This window comes from Amycolatopsis sp. NPDC031561, from assembly GCF_055580625.1.
Map to the genome: position 1 here is coordinate 271,588 of NZ_JBVILA010000003.1, position 15,220 is coordinate 286,807.

A 15,220-nucleotide genomic window follows, 5' to 3' on the forward strand; every position below is an offset into this window, starting at 1 on the left:
GTCAGTGGCTCAGCGGGCTTCGAGGACGACGGCCAGCCCTTGGCCGACTCCGATGCAGATGGCCGCCAGCCCCCATCGGCCGCCGGTGCGGCGCAGGTGATGGGCCAGTGTGCCGAGGATCCGGCCGCCGGAGGCGCCCAGCGGATGCCCGATCGCGATCGCTCCGCCGTTGACGTTGACGATCTCCGGGTCGAGCTTCGACCAGTCGCACAGACAGGCCAGCGACTGCGCGGCGAACGCCTCGTTCAGTTCCACCGCCGCCAGGTCGTCCCAGCCGATCCCGGCCCGTTCCAAAGCGATCTCGGCCGCGCGGACCGGGCCGATGCCGAAGACGTCGGGATCGACGCCCGCCGCGCCCCGTCCGGCGATCCTGGCCAGCGGCACCTTGCCGAGCCGCTTGCCCGCGGCCTCGTCGCCGAGCAGCAGCGCGGAAGCACCATCGTTCAGCGGCGAGGCGTTCGCGGCCGTGACCGTCCCTTGTGGACGGAAGACGGGCTTGAGCTTCGCGAGCTTCTCCGGGCTGGAGTCCGGCCGGATGCCTTCGTCACGAGTGAGTTCGACACCCTCGACGGGGACGACGTGATCGTCGTAGAACCCTTCGTCCCAGGCTCGGGCGGCGTTGACGTGACTGCGGACGGCGAACGCGTCCTGCTCGTCGCGGCCGATGCCGTACCGCTCGGCGAGTTGTTCGGTGGACTCGCCGAGCGAGACCGTCCACTGCTCGGGCATCTTCGGGTTGACCATGCGCCAGCCCAGCGCTGTCGAGTACAGCGTCTGATTTCCGGCGGGGAAGGCCTTCTCCGGCTTCTGCATGACCAGCGGCGAACGGCTCATCGACTCGACCCCGCCCGCGACGGCGAGCGAGGCGTCGCCGACCTGGACCGACCGGCTCGCCTGCATGACCGCGTCGAGACCGGAGCCGCACAGCCGGTTGACCGTCGCTCCGGGCACCGTCGTCGGCCAGCCCGCCAGCAGCGCCGCCATCCGCGCGACGTTGCGGTTGTCCTCGCCCGCGCCGTTGGCGTCACCGAGCACGACCTCGTCCACGGTGGCCGGGTCGAGGTCGTTGCGCTCGGCCAGCGCCCGCAGCACGGTGGCGGCGAGGTCGTCCGGGCGGACGCCGGACAGGGCGCCGCCGTACTTGCCGAACGGGGTACGGATGGCGTCGAACAGGAAGACGTCGGTCATGCGCTCGCCCTTTTGAGGTCTCGGAGGATGCGGAGTTCTGCCTCGGTCGGCGCCGGGGTGGTTCCCAGATCGCCGGACACCTTCAGTTTCCACCCGGTCGCCTCGACGACCTGATCGACCTCGATCCCGGGGTGCAGTTCGGTGAGCGTGAGTTCGGCGGTCTCCGGGTCGGGCCGCATCAGGCCGAGGTCGGTGACCACCAGCGTCGGCCCGGCGCCGGGGAGGCCGAGGCGTTCGCGATCGCCCTTGCCGGTGCCGTGCCCGAACGACGTCACGAAGTCGACCTTCTCGACGAACGTGCGGGTGCTCTGCCGGAGCACCACGAACACCTCGCGGCAGGAGGCGGCGATCTCCGGCGCCCCGCCCGCCCCTGGCAGGCGCACCTTGGGGTTGGCGTAGTTCGAGGTACTCGTTCCCGCCGAGAACTCATCAGCGGAGTCCGGGCCGATGACGGTGGTGTTGATGTTGCCGAACTTGTCCAGCTGGGCGGCGCCGAGGAAGCCGACGTCGATCCGGCCGGGCTGGAGCCAGTAGTTGAAGACCTCGGGCACGCTGACCACGGCGTCCGCGGTGTCGGCGAGTTCGCCGTCACCGATGGACAACGGGAGCCGGCTCGGTTTGGCGCCGAGGCAGCCGGATTCGTAGATCAGCGTGAGGTTCGGCGCGTGCCCGCGGCGGGCCAGGTTCGCGGCCGTGCTGGGCAGGCCGATGCCCACGAAACAGGACATCCCGTCGCCGAGCGCGCGAGCGGCGGCGACGCTCATCATCTCGTCGGAGGTGTACTCGGTCATGCCTTCACTCCCGTCAGCTCGTCGAGCCAGCGGGTGAAGCTCTCCCTGTCCCGGCCGATCGCGTCCCATGCCTGGTAGGCGTCGTTGTCCCGCTCGTAGTAGCCCGCCGCGTACGACGGCTTCGCGCCGCCGGGAACCTCGGCGACGGCCGTGACCGCCCACGACGGCAGCACTATCGCGCCAGGGCGGGGTTGCAGCTCGTCCACGACCTCCTCGACGGTGACCAACGACCGCTTCGCCGCCAGCACCGCTTCCTTCTGCACACCCGTGATGCCCCAGATCTGGACGTTGCCCGCCCGGTCGGCGCGCTGGGCGTGCACGATCGTCACGTCCGGGTTGAGGGCGGGGACGGCGGCGAGTTGCTCCCCGGTGAACGGGCAGGTGATGGGCTTGATCGTGTCGGTCTGTGCGGGGAGATCGGTGCCCGTGTAACCGCGCAGCACGGCGAACGGCAGGCCCGAGGCGCCGGCGACGTAGCGATTCGCCATGCCCGCGTGACTGTGTTCCTCTATCTCCAGGGGTACCGGCCACGAGTGCTGGACCGCGTCGCGGAAGCGGTGCAGCGAGCCGACGCCGGGGTTGCCACCCCACGAGAAGATAAGCTTGCTCGCGCAGCCCGCGCCGATGAGCTGGTCGTAGACGATGTCCGGGGTCATGCGGACCAGCGTCAGGCCGGTGCGGCGCTGACGGATGATCTCGTGTCCCGCGGCGACCGGAATGAGGTGCGTGAAGCCCTCGAGCGCGACGGTGTCCCCGTCGCGCACCAGCCGCGCGACGGCCTCCTTCAACGACAGCAGCTCCGCCATCCCCACTCCCGGCTTGTTCGTATCGCGCACACTTGTTCTGTATCTGAACATAGCACAGCCGAGCGGGTCGGGGCACTCCTTCTTTGGTGGGCCGAAGGGGCCTTTCACCGCATGGCATGCAGCGAAAGCGCCCTTCACCGCGCGAGACGCGGGCAAGGGCCCCTTCAGCTCTCGGTGGACCTGGCGCCAGGGCGAGACCGCGACTCCGTCTCCAGATGTCATGAAAGGGGCTTTCAGGACGAAAAACGTCTTGAAAGCCCCTTTCATGACACGTGCGCACTCACGACCACCCGCACGGTGAAGGGGCCCTTCAGCTCTCGGTGGACCTGCGCAGGCGCGACCACACACGGGAGCGATCCGGCACCGTCCGAAAAGGACTACGCGAGCGCGCCGATCCGGCTCAGTTGACCCCACTGCCCGGCGGGAACCATTCGACGGCCTTGACCTTCCGCCCCCGACGCCGGACCGGCCGCGACGAGCGTCGTGGCGAGGACCACCGCGGCTCCGACGGCCGCCAGTTCTCGTGATCGTTTCATCTTCCACCCCTCGAATCCCCTGCTCGCGGAGGTTTTCCGCACTTACGACCATCCGGGGTGCCCGGCGGTGACGACTCCCCACGCAGGGGAAGCGCCTCCCTCATGACGGGGATTCGCGCGTTTGGGATACCAACTGCCGCACACTAGGCTGAGGGAGTGACCTCGACGATCGCGGTGACCCGGTGGATTCCCGACGAAGCACTGAAAGTGCTCGCCGAAGCCGGGGAGGTGAAGCTGTCGCGCGCCGATCGGCCGTTGACGCCGGACGAACTGCGCGAGTTCGTCCGGGGCGCGTCCGCCGTCGTCGGCATGCTGCACGACCGGATCGACGGAGCGGTCGCCGACGCGGCGGGCCCCGGCCTGAAAGTCGTGGCGAACGTGGCCGTCGGCTACGACAACGTCGACGTCCCGGCGCTGGCCGAACGCGGCGTCACCGTCACCAACACCCCCGGCGTGCTCACCGACGCGACCGCGGATCTGGCGTTCGGGCTGCTCCTCGCGGTCACGCGACGGGTCGGCGAGGGTGAACGGCTGATCCGGTCGCGCACCCCGTGGTCGTTCCACCTGGGTTTCCTGCTCGGCTCCGGTCTGCAGGACAAGACGCTCGGCATCGTCGGGCTGGGCCAGATCGGGCAGGCGGTCGCGCGGCGGGCGCTCGGTTTCGGCATGCGGATCGTCTACTCAGGACGTTCGCGGGCCGCCGAGGACGTCGAGAAGACCTTGGGCGCGAAGTACGTGTCCGTCGGCGAACTGCTGGAAAGCTCCGACATTGTTTCCCTGCACTGCCCCCTGACACCGGAGACCCGGCACCTCATCGACGCGGACGCGCTGAAGTCGATGAAACCGGGCGCGTACCTGATCAACACCACCCGCGGCCCCGTCGTCCACGAGGCGGCGCTGGCCGACGCGCTCGAAGCCGGGGAGATCGCCGGAGCGGGCCTCGACGTGTTCGAAGCCGAACCCGAGGTCGAGCCACGCCTGCTGGATCGCGAAAACGTCGTCTTGACGCCGCACCTCGGATCGGCGACGGTCGAGACCCGTACTGCCATGGCCGTGCTCGCGGCCGAGAACGTCGCGTCGGTGCTCACCGGCGGAAACCCCCTGACGGAGGTTCGTCCATGACTCGTGTCGTCATCGCGCCCGACAAGTTCAAGGGAAGCCTGACCGCGGTCGAGGCCGCGGAGGCGATCGCCCACGGCGTCCGCGACGCGCTGCCCGAGGCCGAAGTCTCCTCCTGCCCGGTCGCCGACGGCGGCGAAGGAACGCTCGACGTCCTCGTCGCGGCGGGCGGCAGTCTGGTGGAACTTCCGGTCCGCGGGCCGCTCGACGACACCGTCGACGCGCGCTACGTGATGCTCGACGGGACGGCCTACATCGAATCGGCCCGCGCGTGCGGGATCGAGTTCGTCGAGCCGAGCCCGGAAGTGGCGCTGGCCGCGCACACCTGGGGCGTCGGTGAACTCCTCGCGCACGCGCTCGACCACGGCGCGCGGCGGCTGGTGCTGACGGTCGGCGGAACCGCGAGCACCGACGGCGGCGCCGGGATGCTGGCGGCGCTGGGCGCCGGGGTGTTCGACGCGTTCGGCGCACCGGTCGGACTCGGCGGCGGCACGCTGGGCCGCGTCGCGTCGGCCGAACTCGGCCCGGTGCGCCACCGGCTCGGCTCCGTCGAGGTCGCCGTGGCCACCGACGTGACGAACCCGCTGCTCGGACCGCGTGGGGCGGCCGCGATCTTCGGGCCGCAGAAGGGCGCGGGCCCGCGCGAGGTCGAGCAACTGGACGAATCTTTGGGCCGCTGGGCGCAGGCGTTGCGGAACGCCGGTACCCCCGACGTCTCCGACCTTCCCGGAGCGGGCGCGGGTGGCGGGGTCGCGGCGGGCGCGATCGCGGGACTCGGCGCGTCGGTCGAGTCCGGGTTCCAGCTCATCGCCGGGCTCACCGGGGTCGCCGGCGCCATCGAACGCGCAGACCTCGTCATCACCGGCGAGGGCTCACTGGACGAGCAAAGTCTCGACGGCAAGGCCCCGGCGGGCATCGCGGCCCGCGCGCAGGAGCACTCGGTGCCGCTGATGGTGCTGGCCGGGCGGATCCAGCTGGACGAGAGCCAGCTCGCCGGCCTCGGTGTCGTGGGCAGCGCCGCCCTGATCGACCACGCGCCTTCGCTCGACCACGCGCGAGCGCACGCGGCGGAACTCCTGCGCGAGCGGGCCGGCGAGCTGGTCCGTGCCTGGGCCCGGACTTAAAGCCTGAACCCGCCGGGCTCAGCTGCCAGGCTGGGGCTGAGCCTGCGGGAGTACGGCGAAGGCGACTTCGCCGGTCTCGTCCTGCTGGACGTCGAGCACCTTGTCGTCGAGCAACGCGGCAGCCTCGGGCTCCAAGAACACCTTCGGGCCGCCGTCCGCGCCGAGCACCTTGTCGCCGCTTTCCGGTTCGGGGGCGACGGAAACCGCGAGCTGGGGACTGTCCCCCTGCTGGGAATGCATCGCGAAACGCAGCCCGCCTCCGTCTTGTCCGTTCTCCTGCCCGGTCAGTGCGGTGATCGCCTCGGCGGCGGCTTCGGTGACTGTAAGCATCTCTGCCCTTCCTTCGTCGCGGTCTTGCACTTGACGGACCACGCTAGGGGGTCTCGGCATGGCCTGCCGTCTGAGTGAAGATCATTTTCAGCCGATGCCCGGCTCCTCATCGGACGTCGGCCGGGGCGTGCTGTACTCGACCCGGCCCTTGTGGCCTACCCGATGGCGCCGACGACCAAACGGCTACGGACGCTGTCGCGGGGATCACAGCCCTCAGCGGGTTTACTGGCTTCACAAGTTTGTGAAACAAGGAGTAGCGTCGTCGGTATGACCACCACCAGGTGGGCGCCAGGGCACCGGATCATCCGGCGCGCGCCGGAACGGCACCACGAGCTCGGCCACCATGCCGCTTGGTACGTCGTCGCCGGTGTCGTCGCCACCGGCCTGCAGGCGGTACTGTTCCTCGTCCTGCAGCCGATCCTCGGCCCCCAGGTGGCCAATCTGGTCGCGCTCGCGGTCACGACCGTCGGGAACACCGAGTTCCACCGCCGGGTCACCTTCGCCACCCGGAAGAGTCACCCGGGAAAACGGCACTTCCAGGACTTGATGACGTTCGCTTTTTACGCCGTCTACGGCTCGATCGTGCTCGCGTCACTCGACGCGGTGATCACCGAGCCGACCGCGCTGGAACAGACAGGCGCCCTGCTCGCGGCCAGCATTGTGGGCGGTATCGCGCGCTTCGCGGTCCTTCGCTGGTGGGTTTTCGCGCGACGCAGCGCCTAGTGTTCGTCGGGTGACAGAGATCAACGGACCGCACGAAGGTGGTTCGGAACCCGATTACCGCTTCACCCTCGCGAACGAACGGACCTTCCTCGCCTGGCTCCGGACGGCGCTGGGCCTGCTGGCCGGCGGCGTCGCCGTCCATCAGCTGGTTCCCGACCCGAGCGCGCTGAGCACCGTCCTCGCGGGATTGTGCGTCGTGCTGGCCGCCGTCCTCGCGGCGTCCGCGTATCCGCGCTGGCGGCAGGTCCAGAGCGCGATGCGCGAGGGACGGCCGCTGCCGAAGAGCGGGCTGCTGGTCCTGCTGACGGCCGGAATCCTCGTGATCACCCTGACCGCCGCGGCCCTGGTGGTCTTCTCGTGAACGTGAAGAGCACGTGAGCGATCACGGAGCGCAAGCGGAACGGACCGGGCTGGCCTGGCGCCGGACGGCGCTCGCGGCTACTGCCTGCACACTCCTGCTCTTGCACACGGCCGCCCGGCGAGGCTGGGGGACGGCGGTCATCCCGGTCGCGGTCGCGGGCGTCATGGTGATCGTCCTGGTCGCCATCGGCTCGATCCGTGAACGGGCACTGCGCGGGGCGGACACCCCGAAACCTCTTAACCCAGCCTTCGCTGTCACCGCGTCAGCACTCGTCGTAGCGACCGCGGTCGCTTTGATCGCGGTGCGCTAAGGGCCGCGCACGTCCTGCGATCCCGGCCGCCCTTTTAGCGACACAGAGTCTCGGTTGTATTAAGCCGACTCCGTCGAATGGGCTATCTCTAGTTGAAATCTTTACTGCCGTCCGATCGGCGCCTACGATTACGCTGCGTCGCATCGGCGGCAGGTGAATCTGATCTTACGGAGCATTTGCCGCCTTGAATCGTTACGGAGTGTTGGCCCCTCGACAGCGACGGTCGCAGGGTCGGCCGGGGAGGACGACCATGCAAACCATCTCCAGCGCGTCCAGATCCGTCACCCCCGATGCGGTCCCCGGATACACGACTCCGGAGAACCTGCCTCGACCGGGCGGACGGCTGACGAAGGAGGATCTCGACCCCCTCGTCAAAGACGCGGGCGACGGGAATCCCGCCGCGATCCAGGCATTGCTGCGGATGATCGGCCCCGTCGTGGTCCGGTACTGCCGCGCCAGGATGGGCGGCCGCGATCTGTCCTACCTGTCGGCGGACGACGTCGCGCAGGAAGTGTGCATGGCCGTGCTGAAGGCACTGCCGGGTTACCAGGACCGCGGCGGTTCGTTCCTCTATCTCGTGCACGCGATCGCCGCCAACAAGGTCGCCGACGCCTACCGCGCGGTCTCCCGCGACCGGTCGGAGCCGGTACCGGAACTCCCGGAACGGCCCATCGGCGACAACGAGCCCGAAACGCACGCTCTGCACCTGGACCTCGGTGCCCGGCTCAGCCGTCTACTCTCCACCCTTCCGCGGGTGCAGCAAGAGATTCTCGCCCTCCGCATCGCCGTCGGCCTTTCCGCCGCCGAAACCGCCGAGGCTCTCGGGATCTCCGCCGGCAACGTGCGCGTGACGCAGCACCGCGCGCTGGCCCGCCTGCGGACGATGGTCAAGCAGGACGAGTTCTGATCTTTTCTCCCCCTGCCGCAGGTCGTCGATCGGCGGTTCGCAGGCGCCCGGACCCCGCGCCGCCCACTTTCTTCTTCTCTCCGGCTTCCCGCCGGAGATTTGTCATGCCTTGAGCCCCGACTCCTTGAGCCCAGCGGCCGTCGCGAAAGCCACTTTCGCGACGTCTGATGTCCCGAAAGTGGCTTTCGCGACACCCGGGTTCTCTTGAGGGGTAATGCAAACGTGTCGCGTTCGCGCCATCTCTCGGTGTCGGTTTCAGGAGCAGGTGTTGCGAACGAGGCTTTCGCAACACCGTCGTCCCAGCGACCCCACACCTGACCAGGGCATGAACCGTCCCTTACCACTCACGAGAGGCGGTACGCCCGCCGCGCGGTGCCGTCGAAGAACTCCAACCGCTCCGCGTCGCTCAACGAGCCCGTCAGCGAAAAGGCCGTGTCCACGACCACTTCGTACGCGGCCGCGAGTTCACAGACCGGCCAGTCGGAGCCGAACATCAGCCGCGAAGCCCCGAAAGACTCCAGCACGTGCTCGGCCCAGCGCGCCAGATGCCCGACCTTCCACTGTGCCCAGTCCGCCTCGGTCACCAGCCCCGAAAGCTTGCAGTACACATTGTCCAGCTCCCCCAACGCCGCGACGCCGTCCGCCCACGGCTGCCATTCCCCCGAAGAGATCGGCGGCTTCGCGGCATGGTCGAGCACGAAAACCTGGTCCGGTAGCGCGGAAGCCACCGCGAGGGCCGCCGGGAGCTGGGGCGGCTTCACCAGCAGGTCGTACGCCAGCCCGGCCTCGCCGAGCGCGGCGAGACCACGCGAGACGTCGGGCCGCGTCAGCCAGGAAGGGTCCGGCTCGTCCTCCACCTGATGCCGGATTCCCACCAGGGGGCCGGAAAACGCGGCCACGCGCTCCGCGACGTCGGGGGCGGTGAGGTCGGTCCAGCCGACGACACCCGCGATCAGCGGTTCGGCGCGAGCGGTGGCGAGGAACTCGTGCGTCTCCTCCTCCGACGAGACCGTCTGCACCAGCACGGTCCCCTTCACCCCCGCCGCCTTGGTCACCGTACGGAGATCGTCCACTGTGTACGGACGACGGATCGGTTCCAGTGCACTGCCCGTCATCCACGGGTAGTGCCGCCGCGAGGGATCCCAAAGGTGGTGGTGCGCGTCGATCACGACTGTCCTTCCGGCCGCAGCGGGGTGTCCTCTCGCAACAGTCCCGCACGGATCAACTCCGCCCACAACTCGCGCGGCACCGGGCGCCGGAACCGTTCGGCGTTGAGCCGGACCTGGCCGGGATCGTGCGCGCCGACGACGACGGACACCACCGCCGGATGCGCGGCGGGCAATCCCAGCGCGGCCTGAGGGAGTTCGACGCCGTGCCGCTCGCAGATCCCGGCGATCCGCTGGGCCCGCTCGACCAGTTCGGCCGGGGCCTCGGCGTAGTCGTACATCGTGCCGGGCGAGGCGGTGGCGAGGATCCCCGCGTTGAACGCGCCCCCGACCACCACGTCCACACCGCGTTCCACGCACAGGGGCAGGAGATCGTCCAGCGCGGGCTGGTCGAGCAGCGTGTACCGCCCGGCCAGCAGGATCACGTCGAGGTCGAACCGGCGGACGAACTCCGCGAGCATCGGCGCCTGGTTCATCCCGGCCCCGATGGCGTCGATGACGCCCTGCTCCCGCAGTTCGAGCAGCGCGGGGAACGCCCCGTTGACGGTGTCCTCGAAGTGCTCGTCCGGATCGTGCACGTAGACGACGTCGACACGGTCGAGCCCGAGGCGCGTCAGACTGTCCTCAAGCGACCGGAGGATCCCGTCGCGGCTGAAGTCCCAGCGTCGTTTGTAGGCCGCGGGGACGACGAAACCCTGCGAGTCAGTGCGCGAAGCGCCGGCGGGATTCGGTTCCAGCACCCGGCCGACCTTGGTCGACACCACGAAGTCCGCGCGGGGGTAAGCCGAAAGTGCCTCGCCCAGCCGCCGTTCCGACAGTCCGAGACCGTAGTGCGGGGCGGTGTCGAAGTACCGGATGCCTTCGTCCCACGCCTGCCGGACGGTCGCTTCGGCCGTCTCGTCGGTGATGGCGTGGTACAGGTTGCCCAGCTGCGCGCAGCCGAGCCCCAGTGGGGACAGGGAGATCTTCACGGAAGCTCCCAAACCAGGCCGAGGCCCGAATCGTCGCCCGAGTAGTCGTCTTCGACGTCGAGCAGCTCCGACATCCGTGCCTGCCAGGGAATGTTGGCCGGATGCTCGCGCAGGGCCGCGCGCATCTTCGCGTAGTCCTCGACCTCCACCACGTGGAACAGGTCGAGACCGTCGCGCCAGATCCGCCACGAACGCACACCCGCACCACGCAGCGCTTCGTCGAGGTCAGGCGGGATGACGGCGTGGACCGACTCGTATTCGGCCTCCTTGCCCGGCTTCAACCGGGTGTGGAGTGCCACTCTTTGTAGTGCGACACCGTGGGTCACCGCGCCTCCTCAGCTCGAAACATGGCACTCTGTCAACTAACACTCAAACATCCGAGGTCTTCGGGGAGGGCGGTGGAACATGCCGGTCACCGATGTCGCGATCGACAAGATCAAGGACATGATCATCTCCGGCGAGCTTGCTCCGGGCGACAGGCTGCCGAAAGAGGCGGAACTGGCCCAGCGGCTCGGCTTGTCCCGCAGTTCGCTGCGCGAAGCGGTGAAGGCCCTGTGCCTGATCCGCGTGCTCGACGTCCGCCAGGGCGACGGAACGTACGTCACCAGCCTCGAACCGAATCTCCTCCTCGACGCGATGACGTTCGTGGTGGACTTCCACCGCGACGACACCGTGCTGGACTTCCTCGCCGTCCGCCGGATCCTCGAGCCGGCGGCGACGGCGATGGCCGCGTTGCACATGAGCGACGAGGACATCGCGGAGCTAGGCCGCCTGCTCGACGAACTGGCCGATTCGCCGACGGTGGAGGCGCTGGTCGCGAACGACCTGCAGTTCCACCGCAAGATCGCCGACGGCTCCGGTAATCCCGTGCTGTGCTCGCTCCTGGACAGCCTGTCCGGCCCCACCGCGCGCGCCCGCATCTGGCGCGGGCTCACGCAGGAGGGCGCGGTCGCGAAGACCCGCGAGCAGCACTCGGCGATCTACGAGGCCATCGCCGCGCGCGAACCCGAACTGGCTCGTTCGTGGGCGACCGTGCACGTCGCGGGGGTGGAGCAGTGGCTCCGCAATGCCCTCGGCACCGCCGAAGATGGTTCCTGACACAACTCTCTCCCAACCGGCCACCGAAGTGACCACAAGGTCTCCCAAGGGCGCCCCGCGCCCGACGGAGACTTGACCGTCGCGCGCCTCTTTTGGCCGAAGGCCCCGGAAACGCGATGAAGGGGCGCCTCCTCACCCACCGCGCCGTGGAAGGCCAACGGCGCCCCTTCGGCGCGTTTTCGTCAGCGCGCGACAGATATCACTGGGCCTTCCCGCTCGCGTAGCGGGAGATGATCAACGCGACCAGGATGATCACGCCGTAGATCGCCTTCAGCCACTCGGGCGGCACCTGCGCCACCTGCAGCAGGTTGGTGACCGTCTGCAGGAGCAAGACGCCGGTGAGCGCTCCCACCAGAGTGCCCTTCCCACCGTCCAGTGAGACACCGCCGATCACCGCAGCGGCGAACACCTGAAGGATCAATCCGTCCCCCTGATCGGCACCGAGCGCGCCGACGTACCCCGTGTACGCGAGCCCGCCGAGCGCGGCCAGCACCCCGGCCACGACGAACACGCCCCACGAGATCCGGTCGACGCGGATGCCCGCGGCCCGCGCGGCTTCACGGTTCCCGCCGATGGCGTAGAGCGACCGGCCGATCCGGTGATACCGCAACCCCAGCCCGAACGCGGTGAACAGCGCCGCGGCCAGCCACACCGACATCGGCAGCCCGATGAACGTGGTCGTCGCCAGCGCGGTGAACACGTCCAGCTGGTCGAACAGCGTCTTTCCCTGTGTGGAGCCGATCTGCGTGCCGCGCAGCACCGTCAGCATCGCCAGTGTGACGATGAAGGCGTTCAGCTTCAGCTTGACGATCAGGAAGCCGTTCACGAAGCCGATCGCGGCACCGGCCACCAGCACGGCCAGAATGCCCGCGAAACCGGGGATTTCGGTGCCGAAGCCCGAGGACGCCACCGGGATCACCAGCATCGCGCCCAGCGCGGGCGCCATCCCCATGGTGGATTCCAGTGACAGGTCGAACTTCCCGGTGAGCAGGACGAGCGATTCGCCCAGCACCACCATCGACAACGCCGCCGAAGCGGACAGGATGCCGACGATGCTGCCGAAGGTCAGGAACGTGTCACTGATCAGTCCTCCGATGATCAGCACCACGACGAGCGCCGGCACCAGGGCCAGCTCGCGCAGCCAGCGGAACTTCCGGCGTTTCGGCGGAGCCGCGAACGACGAGGTCTTCGGATCGGTCATCAGTTCGGTCACCCGCGCTCGACTCCTTCGATGTCGGCCACCAGATCGCCGTCGGACCACCCGGCCCGGTGTTCGGCGACCACGGCACCGGCGCGCAGCACCAGCACCCGGTCGCTCAGGCGGAGATCGTCCAGCTCGTCGCTGACGATCAGCACCGCCTTGCCCTCGGCCCGCACCCGGTCGACGACCGCGAGCAGGGCCTCCTTCGATTTCACGTCCACCCCCGCGGTCGGGTTGATCAGCACGACCAAGCGCGGATCACCGGCCAGCGCGCGGGCGAGGACGACCTTCTGCTGGTTGCCGCCGGAAAGGTCGGACACCGGCTGGTCTGCGTCGGCCGCGACGATGTCGTAGTCCTTCAGCGCTCTCGACGCCCGCTCGTACCGGGCGCCCGGCGCGGCGATCCCCGCCTTGCCCATGCGATCCAAAATGGACAGTGTGGCGTTGTCCATGATGGAGTGGTCGAGCACCAGGCCTTCGTGGTGCCGGTCTCTCGGCACACAGCCGATTCCGGCGCGGATCGCGGCCGGGATGTCGCCCGGTTTCAACGGCTTTCCCGCGACCCGGATCGTGCCGGACGTCGCCGGACGGAGTCCGTACACGGTCTCGGCGACCTGATGCTTGCCGCTGGCGTTGCTGCCCGCGAGCCCGATCACCTCGCCGCGGCGGATCCGGAAGTTCACGTCTTCGAAGCCGTCACCGGAGAGCCCGTCGACGGTCAGCACCTCACCGGCGTCCGAAGCCAGGGCCTCGCGCGTCGAAGCGTCGCGGACGGCGAGCCCGCCCTGTTCCCCGGTCATCGCGTCGATCAGTTCGGCGCGACCGACTTCCGAGACGGGCGCGGTGAGGATGTGCTTCGCGTCGCGCAGCACGGTGACCGCCTGGCACACCTCGTACACCTCGTGGAGGTGATGCGAGATGAACAGGAACGTCACCCCGTTCGCCTGCATCTGGCGCATCCGCCCGAAAAGCCGTTCGATCGCCTGGCTGTCCAGCTGCGCCGTCGGCTCGTCGAGCACGATGAACCTGGCGCCGTAGGAAAGCGCCCTGGCGATCTCGACGAACTGCCGGTCCTCGACCGAAAGCTCGCCCGCCGGAGTGTCGACGTCGACACCCACGTCCCAGGAGTCGAGCAGGTCCCTCGCCTGACGCCGCAACCGCTGCCAGCCGATCGCGAAACCCTTGCCGGACTGGCGATTGAGGAACAGGTTCTCCGCGACGGTCAGCTGCGGGACGACCATCGCGTGCTGGTAGACACAGGCGACAGCGCGCTTCCAGTCATCCTGTTTGGACAGAGGTGGCGCGGGGACGCCGCCGAACTCGACCCGCCCGGTGTCCGTTTTGGACAGTCCGGTGAGGATGGAGACGAGCGTCGACTTCCCCGCACCGTTGCGGCCGACGAGCGCGTGCGACTCGCCCGGATGCACGGTGATGCTGACGTCGGACAGCGCCACGGTCGGGCCGTAGCGTTTACCGACGCCCTGTGCGCTGACCACCGGCACGGCGGCGGACCCGGCGGGCAGCGCGCTCACAGGTTGTTCCCCCACAGGGCTTTGTCGTCCACGTTGGCCTTGGTGATCACGGGCGCGGGGAGCTGGTCTTCGAGAATTCCGGGGCGGATCTCGACGACGGTGCTGCCGTGGTCGGTCGGCCCGGCCTTGAAGGTCTCCCCCGCCATCGCCTTCTTCACCCAGTACATGCCGTACTTGGCGTAGTCGTCGGCGGGCTGGGAGACGGTCGCGTCGAGTTCGCCCGCGCGGATCGCGGCCAGCTCTTGCGGAATGCCGTCGTTGCTGACCAGCACGACATGCTTCGGGTCGCCGATCGGGAAGTAGAGGTTCTTGCGCTTGAGCGCCTGCTGCGTCGGTGCCAGATAGACCCCGCCCGCCTGCATGTACACCGCCTTGATGTCCGGGTTGGCGGTCAGCAGACTGTCCAAACCGGACGAAGCCTTGTCCGCCTTCCACTCGGCGGCGACCTCCAGCACCTGGACGTCCGGGAACTTCGCCTTCATGCACTGCCGGAACGCTTCGGACCGGTCGCGGCCGTTGACCGAGGCGAGGTCGCCCATGACCTGCACGACCTTGCCCGAAGTGACCTTCGCGCCGATCGCCTCGCAGGCCTTGGTGCCGTACGCCTTGTTGTCCGCGCGCACCACCATCGCGACCTTGCCGCTCTCCGGCGCGACGTCGACCGCCACCACCGGAACGCCCTTGTTCTCTGCGGCCTTGAGGCCCGCCACGACGGCGGCCGAGTCGAGCGGCGTCACGACCAGGCCCTTGACCCCCTGGTTGAGCAGGGTGTTGATGTCGGTGATCTGCTTCGCCGAGTCGCTGTCCGCGTTGACCGTCGGCAGCGCGTCGACGCCCAGTTCCTTCGCCTTCTGCGGTACGTAGTTGTTGTAGGCCTGCCAGAACGGCGAGGTCAGCAACGGGATCGTCGCGCCGACCTTGCCGCCCTGCGCCCCACCGCCACCCGGTGACGGCGCGTTGTCCTTCGTGGACCCACAGGCCGACAGGGCCAGCCCGAGCGCGGTGGCCGCGGCGGCCACCTTGATCACCCTCGTACGCACCGCATCCTCCTTGATGA

The 15,220-nt window shown here is 69.0% G+C and carries 18 protein-coding genes; 7 read left to right on the plus strand and 11 right to left on the minus strand.

All coding sequences use genetic code 11. The annotated features are described in order from the left end of the window. Window positions 1-9: 9 nt before the first annotated feature. The 4 genes from ACZ5IK_RS10405 to ACZ5IK_RS10420 all read right to left on the minus strand — a co-directional run bounded on the left by ACZ5IK_RS10405 (window position 10) and on the right by ACZ5IK_RS10420 (window position 3,321). Window positions 10-1,188, minus strand: a complete 1,179-nt coding sequence (locus tag ACZ5IK_RS10405; RefSeq protein ID WP_465487459.1) for a thiolase family protein — start codon at window positions 1,186-1,188, stop codon at window positions 10-12. Then, window positions 1,185-1,979, minus strand: coding sequence for a CoA-transferase subunit beta (locus ACZ5IK_RS10410; RefSeq protein WP_410602678.1), 795 nt, complete (start codon window positions 1,977-1,979; stop codon window positions 1,185-1,187). The genes ACZ5IK_RS10405 and ACZ5IK_RS10410 overlap by 4 nt, the downstream gene beginning before the upstream one ends. Further along, on the minus strand, window positions 1,976-2,785 hold the full coding sequence (locus ACZ5IK_RS10415) for a CoA transferase subunit A (protein ID WP_465487650.1): 810 nt from the start codon (window positions 2,783-2,785) through the stop codon (window positions 1,976-1,978). The genes ACZ5IK_RS10410 and ACZ5IK_RS10415 overlap by 4 nt, the downstream gene beginning before the upstream one ends. Window positions 2,786-3,162: 377 nt before the next feature. After that, window positions 3,163-3,321 (minus strand): hypothetical protein, encoded by a 159-nt coding sequence (locus ACZ5IK_RS10420; protein WP_465487460.1) that lies wholly within the window; start codon window positions 3,319-3,321, stop codon window positions 3,163-3,165. 156 nt (window positions 3,322-3,477) lie between these two features. Between ACZ5IK_RS10420 and ACZ5IK_RS10425 the strand changes: the two genes are divergently transcribed. Continuing rightward, window positions 3,478-4,443, plus strand: coding sequence for a 2-hydroxyacid dehydrogenase (locus tag ACZ5IK_RS10425; RefSeq protein ID WP_465487461.1), 966 nt, complete (start codon window positions 3,478-3,480; stop codon window positions 4,441-4,443). Then, complete coding sequence (locus tag ACZ5IK_RS10430; protein WP_465487462.1) at window positions 4,440-5,564, plus strand: glycerate kinase; 1,125 nt, start codon at window positions 4,440-4,442, stop codon at window positions 5,562-5,564. Before ACZ5IK_RS10425 ends, ACZ5IK_RS10430 begins: the two co-directional genes overlap by 4 nt. 18 nt (window positions 5,565-5,582) lie before the next feature. On the opposite strand, the gene ACZ5IK_RS10435 is transcribed toward ACZ5IK_RS10430, so the two are convergent. Next, window positions 5,583-5,894: a hypothetical protein gene (locus tag ACZ5IK_RS10435; protein ID WP_005153325.1), complete on the minus strand. Its 312-nt coding sequence runs from the start codon at window positions 5,892-5,894 to the stop codon at window positions 5,583-5,585. Between the two features lie 267 nt (window positions 5,895-6,161). Between ACZ5IK_RS10435 and ACZ5IK_RS10440 the strand changes: the two genes are divergently transcribed. From ACZ5IK_RS10440 to shbA, 4 genes are all read left to right on the plus strand, one after another. Continuing rightward, on the plus strand, window positions 6,162-6,617 hold the full coding sequence (locus tag ACZ5IK_RS10440) for a GtrA family protein (RefSeq protein ID WP_465487463.1): 456 nt from the start codon (window positions 6,162-6,164) through the stop codon (window positions 6,615-6,617). 10 nt (window positions 6,618-6,627) lie between these two features. Then, complete coding sequence (locus tag ACZ5IK_RS10445; RefSeq protein WP_101609748.1) at window positions 6,628-6,978, plus strand: YidH family protein; 351 nt, start codon at window positions 6,628-6,630, stop codon at window positions 6,976-6,978. A 13-nt stretch (window positions 6,979-6,991) separates the two neighbouring features. Then, the gene (locus ACZ5IK_RS10450; RefSeq protein WP_465487464.1) at window positions 6,992-7,288 is read left to right on the plus strand and encodes a DUF202 domain-containing protein; all 297 of its coding nucleotides are present in this window, start codon (window positions 6,992-6,994) and stop codon (window positions 7,286-7,288) included. A gap of 250 nt (window positions 7,289-7,538) precedes the next feature. After that, window positions 7,539-8,195, plus strand: coding sequence for an RNA polymerase sigma factor ShbA (gene shbA / locus ACZ5IK_RS10455; protein ID WP_168214378.1), 657 nt, complete (start codon window positions 7,539-7,541; stop codon window positions 8,193-8,195). Window positions 8,196-8,539: 344 nt separating this feature from the next. Here shbA and ACZ5IK_RS10460 read toward each other — a convergent pair whose 3' ends face one another. The 3 genes from ACZ5IK_RS10460 to ACZ5IK_RS10470 are packed head-to-tail and all read right to left on the minus strand — an operon-like array spanning window position 8,540 to window position 10,631. Continuing rightward, complete coding sequence (locus ACZ5IK_RS10460) at window positions 8,540-9,364, minus strand: amidohydrolase family protein (RefSeq protein ID WP_465487465.1); 825 nt, start codon at window positions 9,362-9,364, stop codon at window positions 8,540-8,542. Continuing rightward, the gene (locus ACZ5IK_RS10465) at window positions 9,361-10,332 is read right to left on the minus strand and encodes an aldo/keto reductase (RefSeq protein WP_465487466.1); all 972 of its coding nucleotides are present in this window, start codon (window positions 10,330-10,332) and stop codon (window positions 9,361-9,363) included. The genes ACZ5IK_RS10460 and ACZ5IK_RS10465 overlap by 4 nt, the downstream gene beginning before the upstream one ends. Further along, a complete protein-coding gene (locus ACZ5IK_RS10470; RefSeq protein WP_101609752.1) occupies window positions 10,329-10,631 on the minus strand; it encodes an L-rhamnose mutarotase in 303 nt (100 codons plus the stop codon). Before ACZ5IK_RS10470 ends, ACZ5IK_RS10465 begins: the two co-directional genes overlap by 4 nt. Window positions 10,632-10,737: 106 nt before the next feature. Here ACZ5IK_RS10470 and ACZ5IK_RS10475 point away from each other — a divergent pair, with 106 nt between their 5' ends. Then, complete coding sequence (locus ACZ5IK_RS10475) at window positions 10,738-11,430, plus strand: FadR/GntR family transcriptional regulator (protein ID WP_465487467.1); 693 nt, start codon at window positions 10,738-10,740, stop codon at window positions 11,428-11,430. Between the two features lie 199 nt (window positions 11,431-11,629). Here the strand turns inward: ACZ5IK_RS10475 and ACZ5IK_RS10480 are convergent, their stop codons facing one another. Genes ACZ5IK_RS10480 through ACZ5IK_RS10490 form a run of 3 tightly spaced genes read right to left on the minus strand, consistent with a single transcriptional unit; the run spans window position 11,630 to window position 15,203 of the window. Next, window positions 11,630-12,643, minus strand: coding sequence for an ABC transporter permease (locus ACZ5IK_RS10480; protein ID WP_465487468.1), 1,014 nt, complete (start codon window positions 12,641-12,643; stop codon window positions 11,630-11,632). Continuing rightward, window positions 12,640-14,163 carry a sugar ABC transporter ATP-binding protein gene (locus tag ACZ5IK_RS10485; protein ID WP_465487469.1) on the minus strand — a complete coding sequence of 508 codons (1,524 nt, stop codon included), beginning with the start codon at window positions 14,161-14,163 and terminating at the stop codon, window positions 12,640-12,642. The genes ACZ5IK_RS10480 and ACZ5IK_RS10485 overlap by 4 nt, the downstream gene beginning before the upstream one ends. Beyond that, complete coding sequence (locus tag ACZ5IK_RS10490; protein WP_465487470.1) at window positions 14,160-15,203, minus strand: sugar ABC transporter substrate-binding protein; 1,044 nt, start codon at window positions 15,201-15,203, stop codon at window positions 14,160-14,162. The genes ACZ5IK_RS10485 and ACZ5IK_RS10490 overlap by 4 nt, the downstream gene beginning before the upstream one ends. Window positions 15,204-15,220 lie beyond the last annotated feature (17 nt).

Excerpts from the sequence above, each read along its gene's own strand:
- ACZ5IK_RS10415 (WP_465487650.1), bottom strand. The coding sequence starts at position 2,785 with ATGGCGGAGCTGCTGTCGTTGAAGGAGGCCGTCGCGCGGCTGGTGCGC.
- shbA (WP_168214378.1), top strand. The coding sequence starts at position 7,539 with ATGCAAACCATCTCCAGCGCGTCCAGATCCGTCACCCCCGATGCGGTC.
- ACZ5IK_RS10435 (WP_005153325.1), bottom strand. The coding sequence starts at position 5,894 with ATGCTTACAGTCACCGAAGCCGCCGCCGAGGCGATCACCGCACTGACC.
- ACZ5IK_RS10475 (WP_465487467.1), top strand. The coding sequence starts at position 10,738 with ATGCCGGTCACCGATGTCGCGATCGACAAGATCAAGGACATGATCATC.
- ACZ5IK_RS10405 (WP_465487459.1), bottom strand. The coding sequence starts at position 1,188 with ATGACCGACGTCTTCCTGTTCGACGCCATCCGTACCCCGTTCGGCAAG.
- ACZ5IK_RS10420 (WP_465487460.1), bottom strand. The coding sequence starts at position 3,321 with ATGAAACGATCACGAGAACTGGCGGCCGTCGGAGCCGCGGTGGTCCTC.
- ACZ5IK_RS10410 (WP_410602678.1), bottom strand. The coding sequence starts at position 1,979 with ATGACCGAGTACACCTCCGACGAGATGATGAGCGTCGCCGCCGCTCGC.
- ACZ5IK_RS10430 (WP_465487462.1), top strand. The coding sequence starts at position 4,440 with ATGACTCGTGTCGTCATCGCGCCCGACAAGTTCAAGGGAAGCCTGACC.
- ACZ5IK_RS10440 (WP_465487463.1), top strand. The coding sequence starts at position 6,162 with ATGACCACCACCAGGTGGGCGCCAGGGCACCGGATCATCCGGCGCGCG.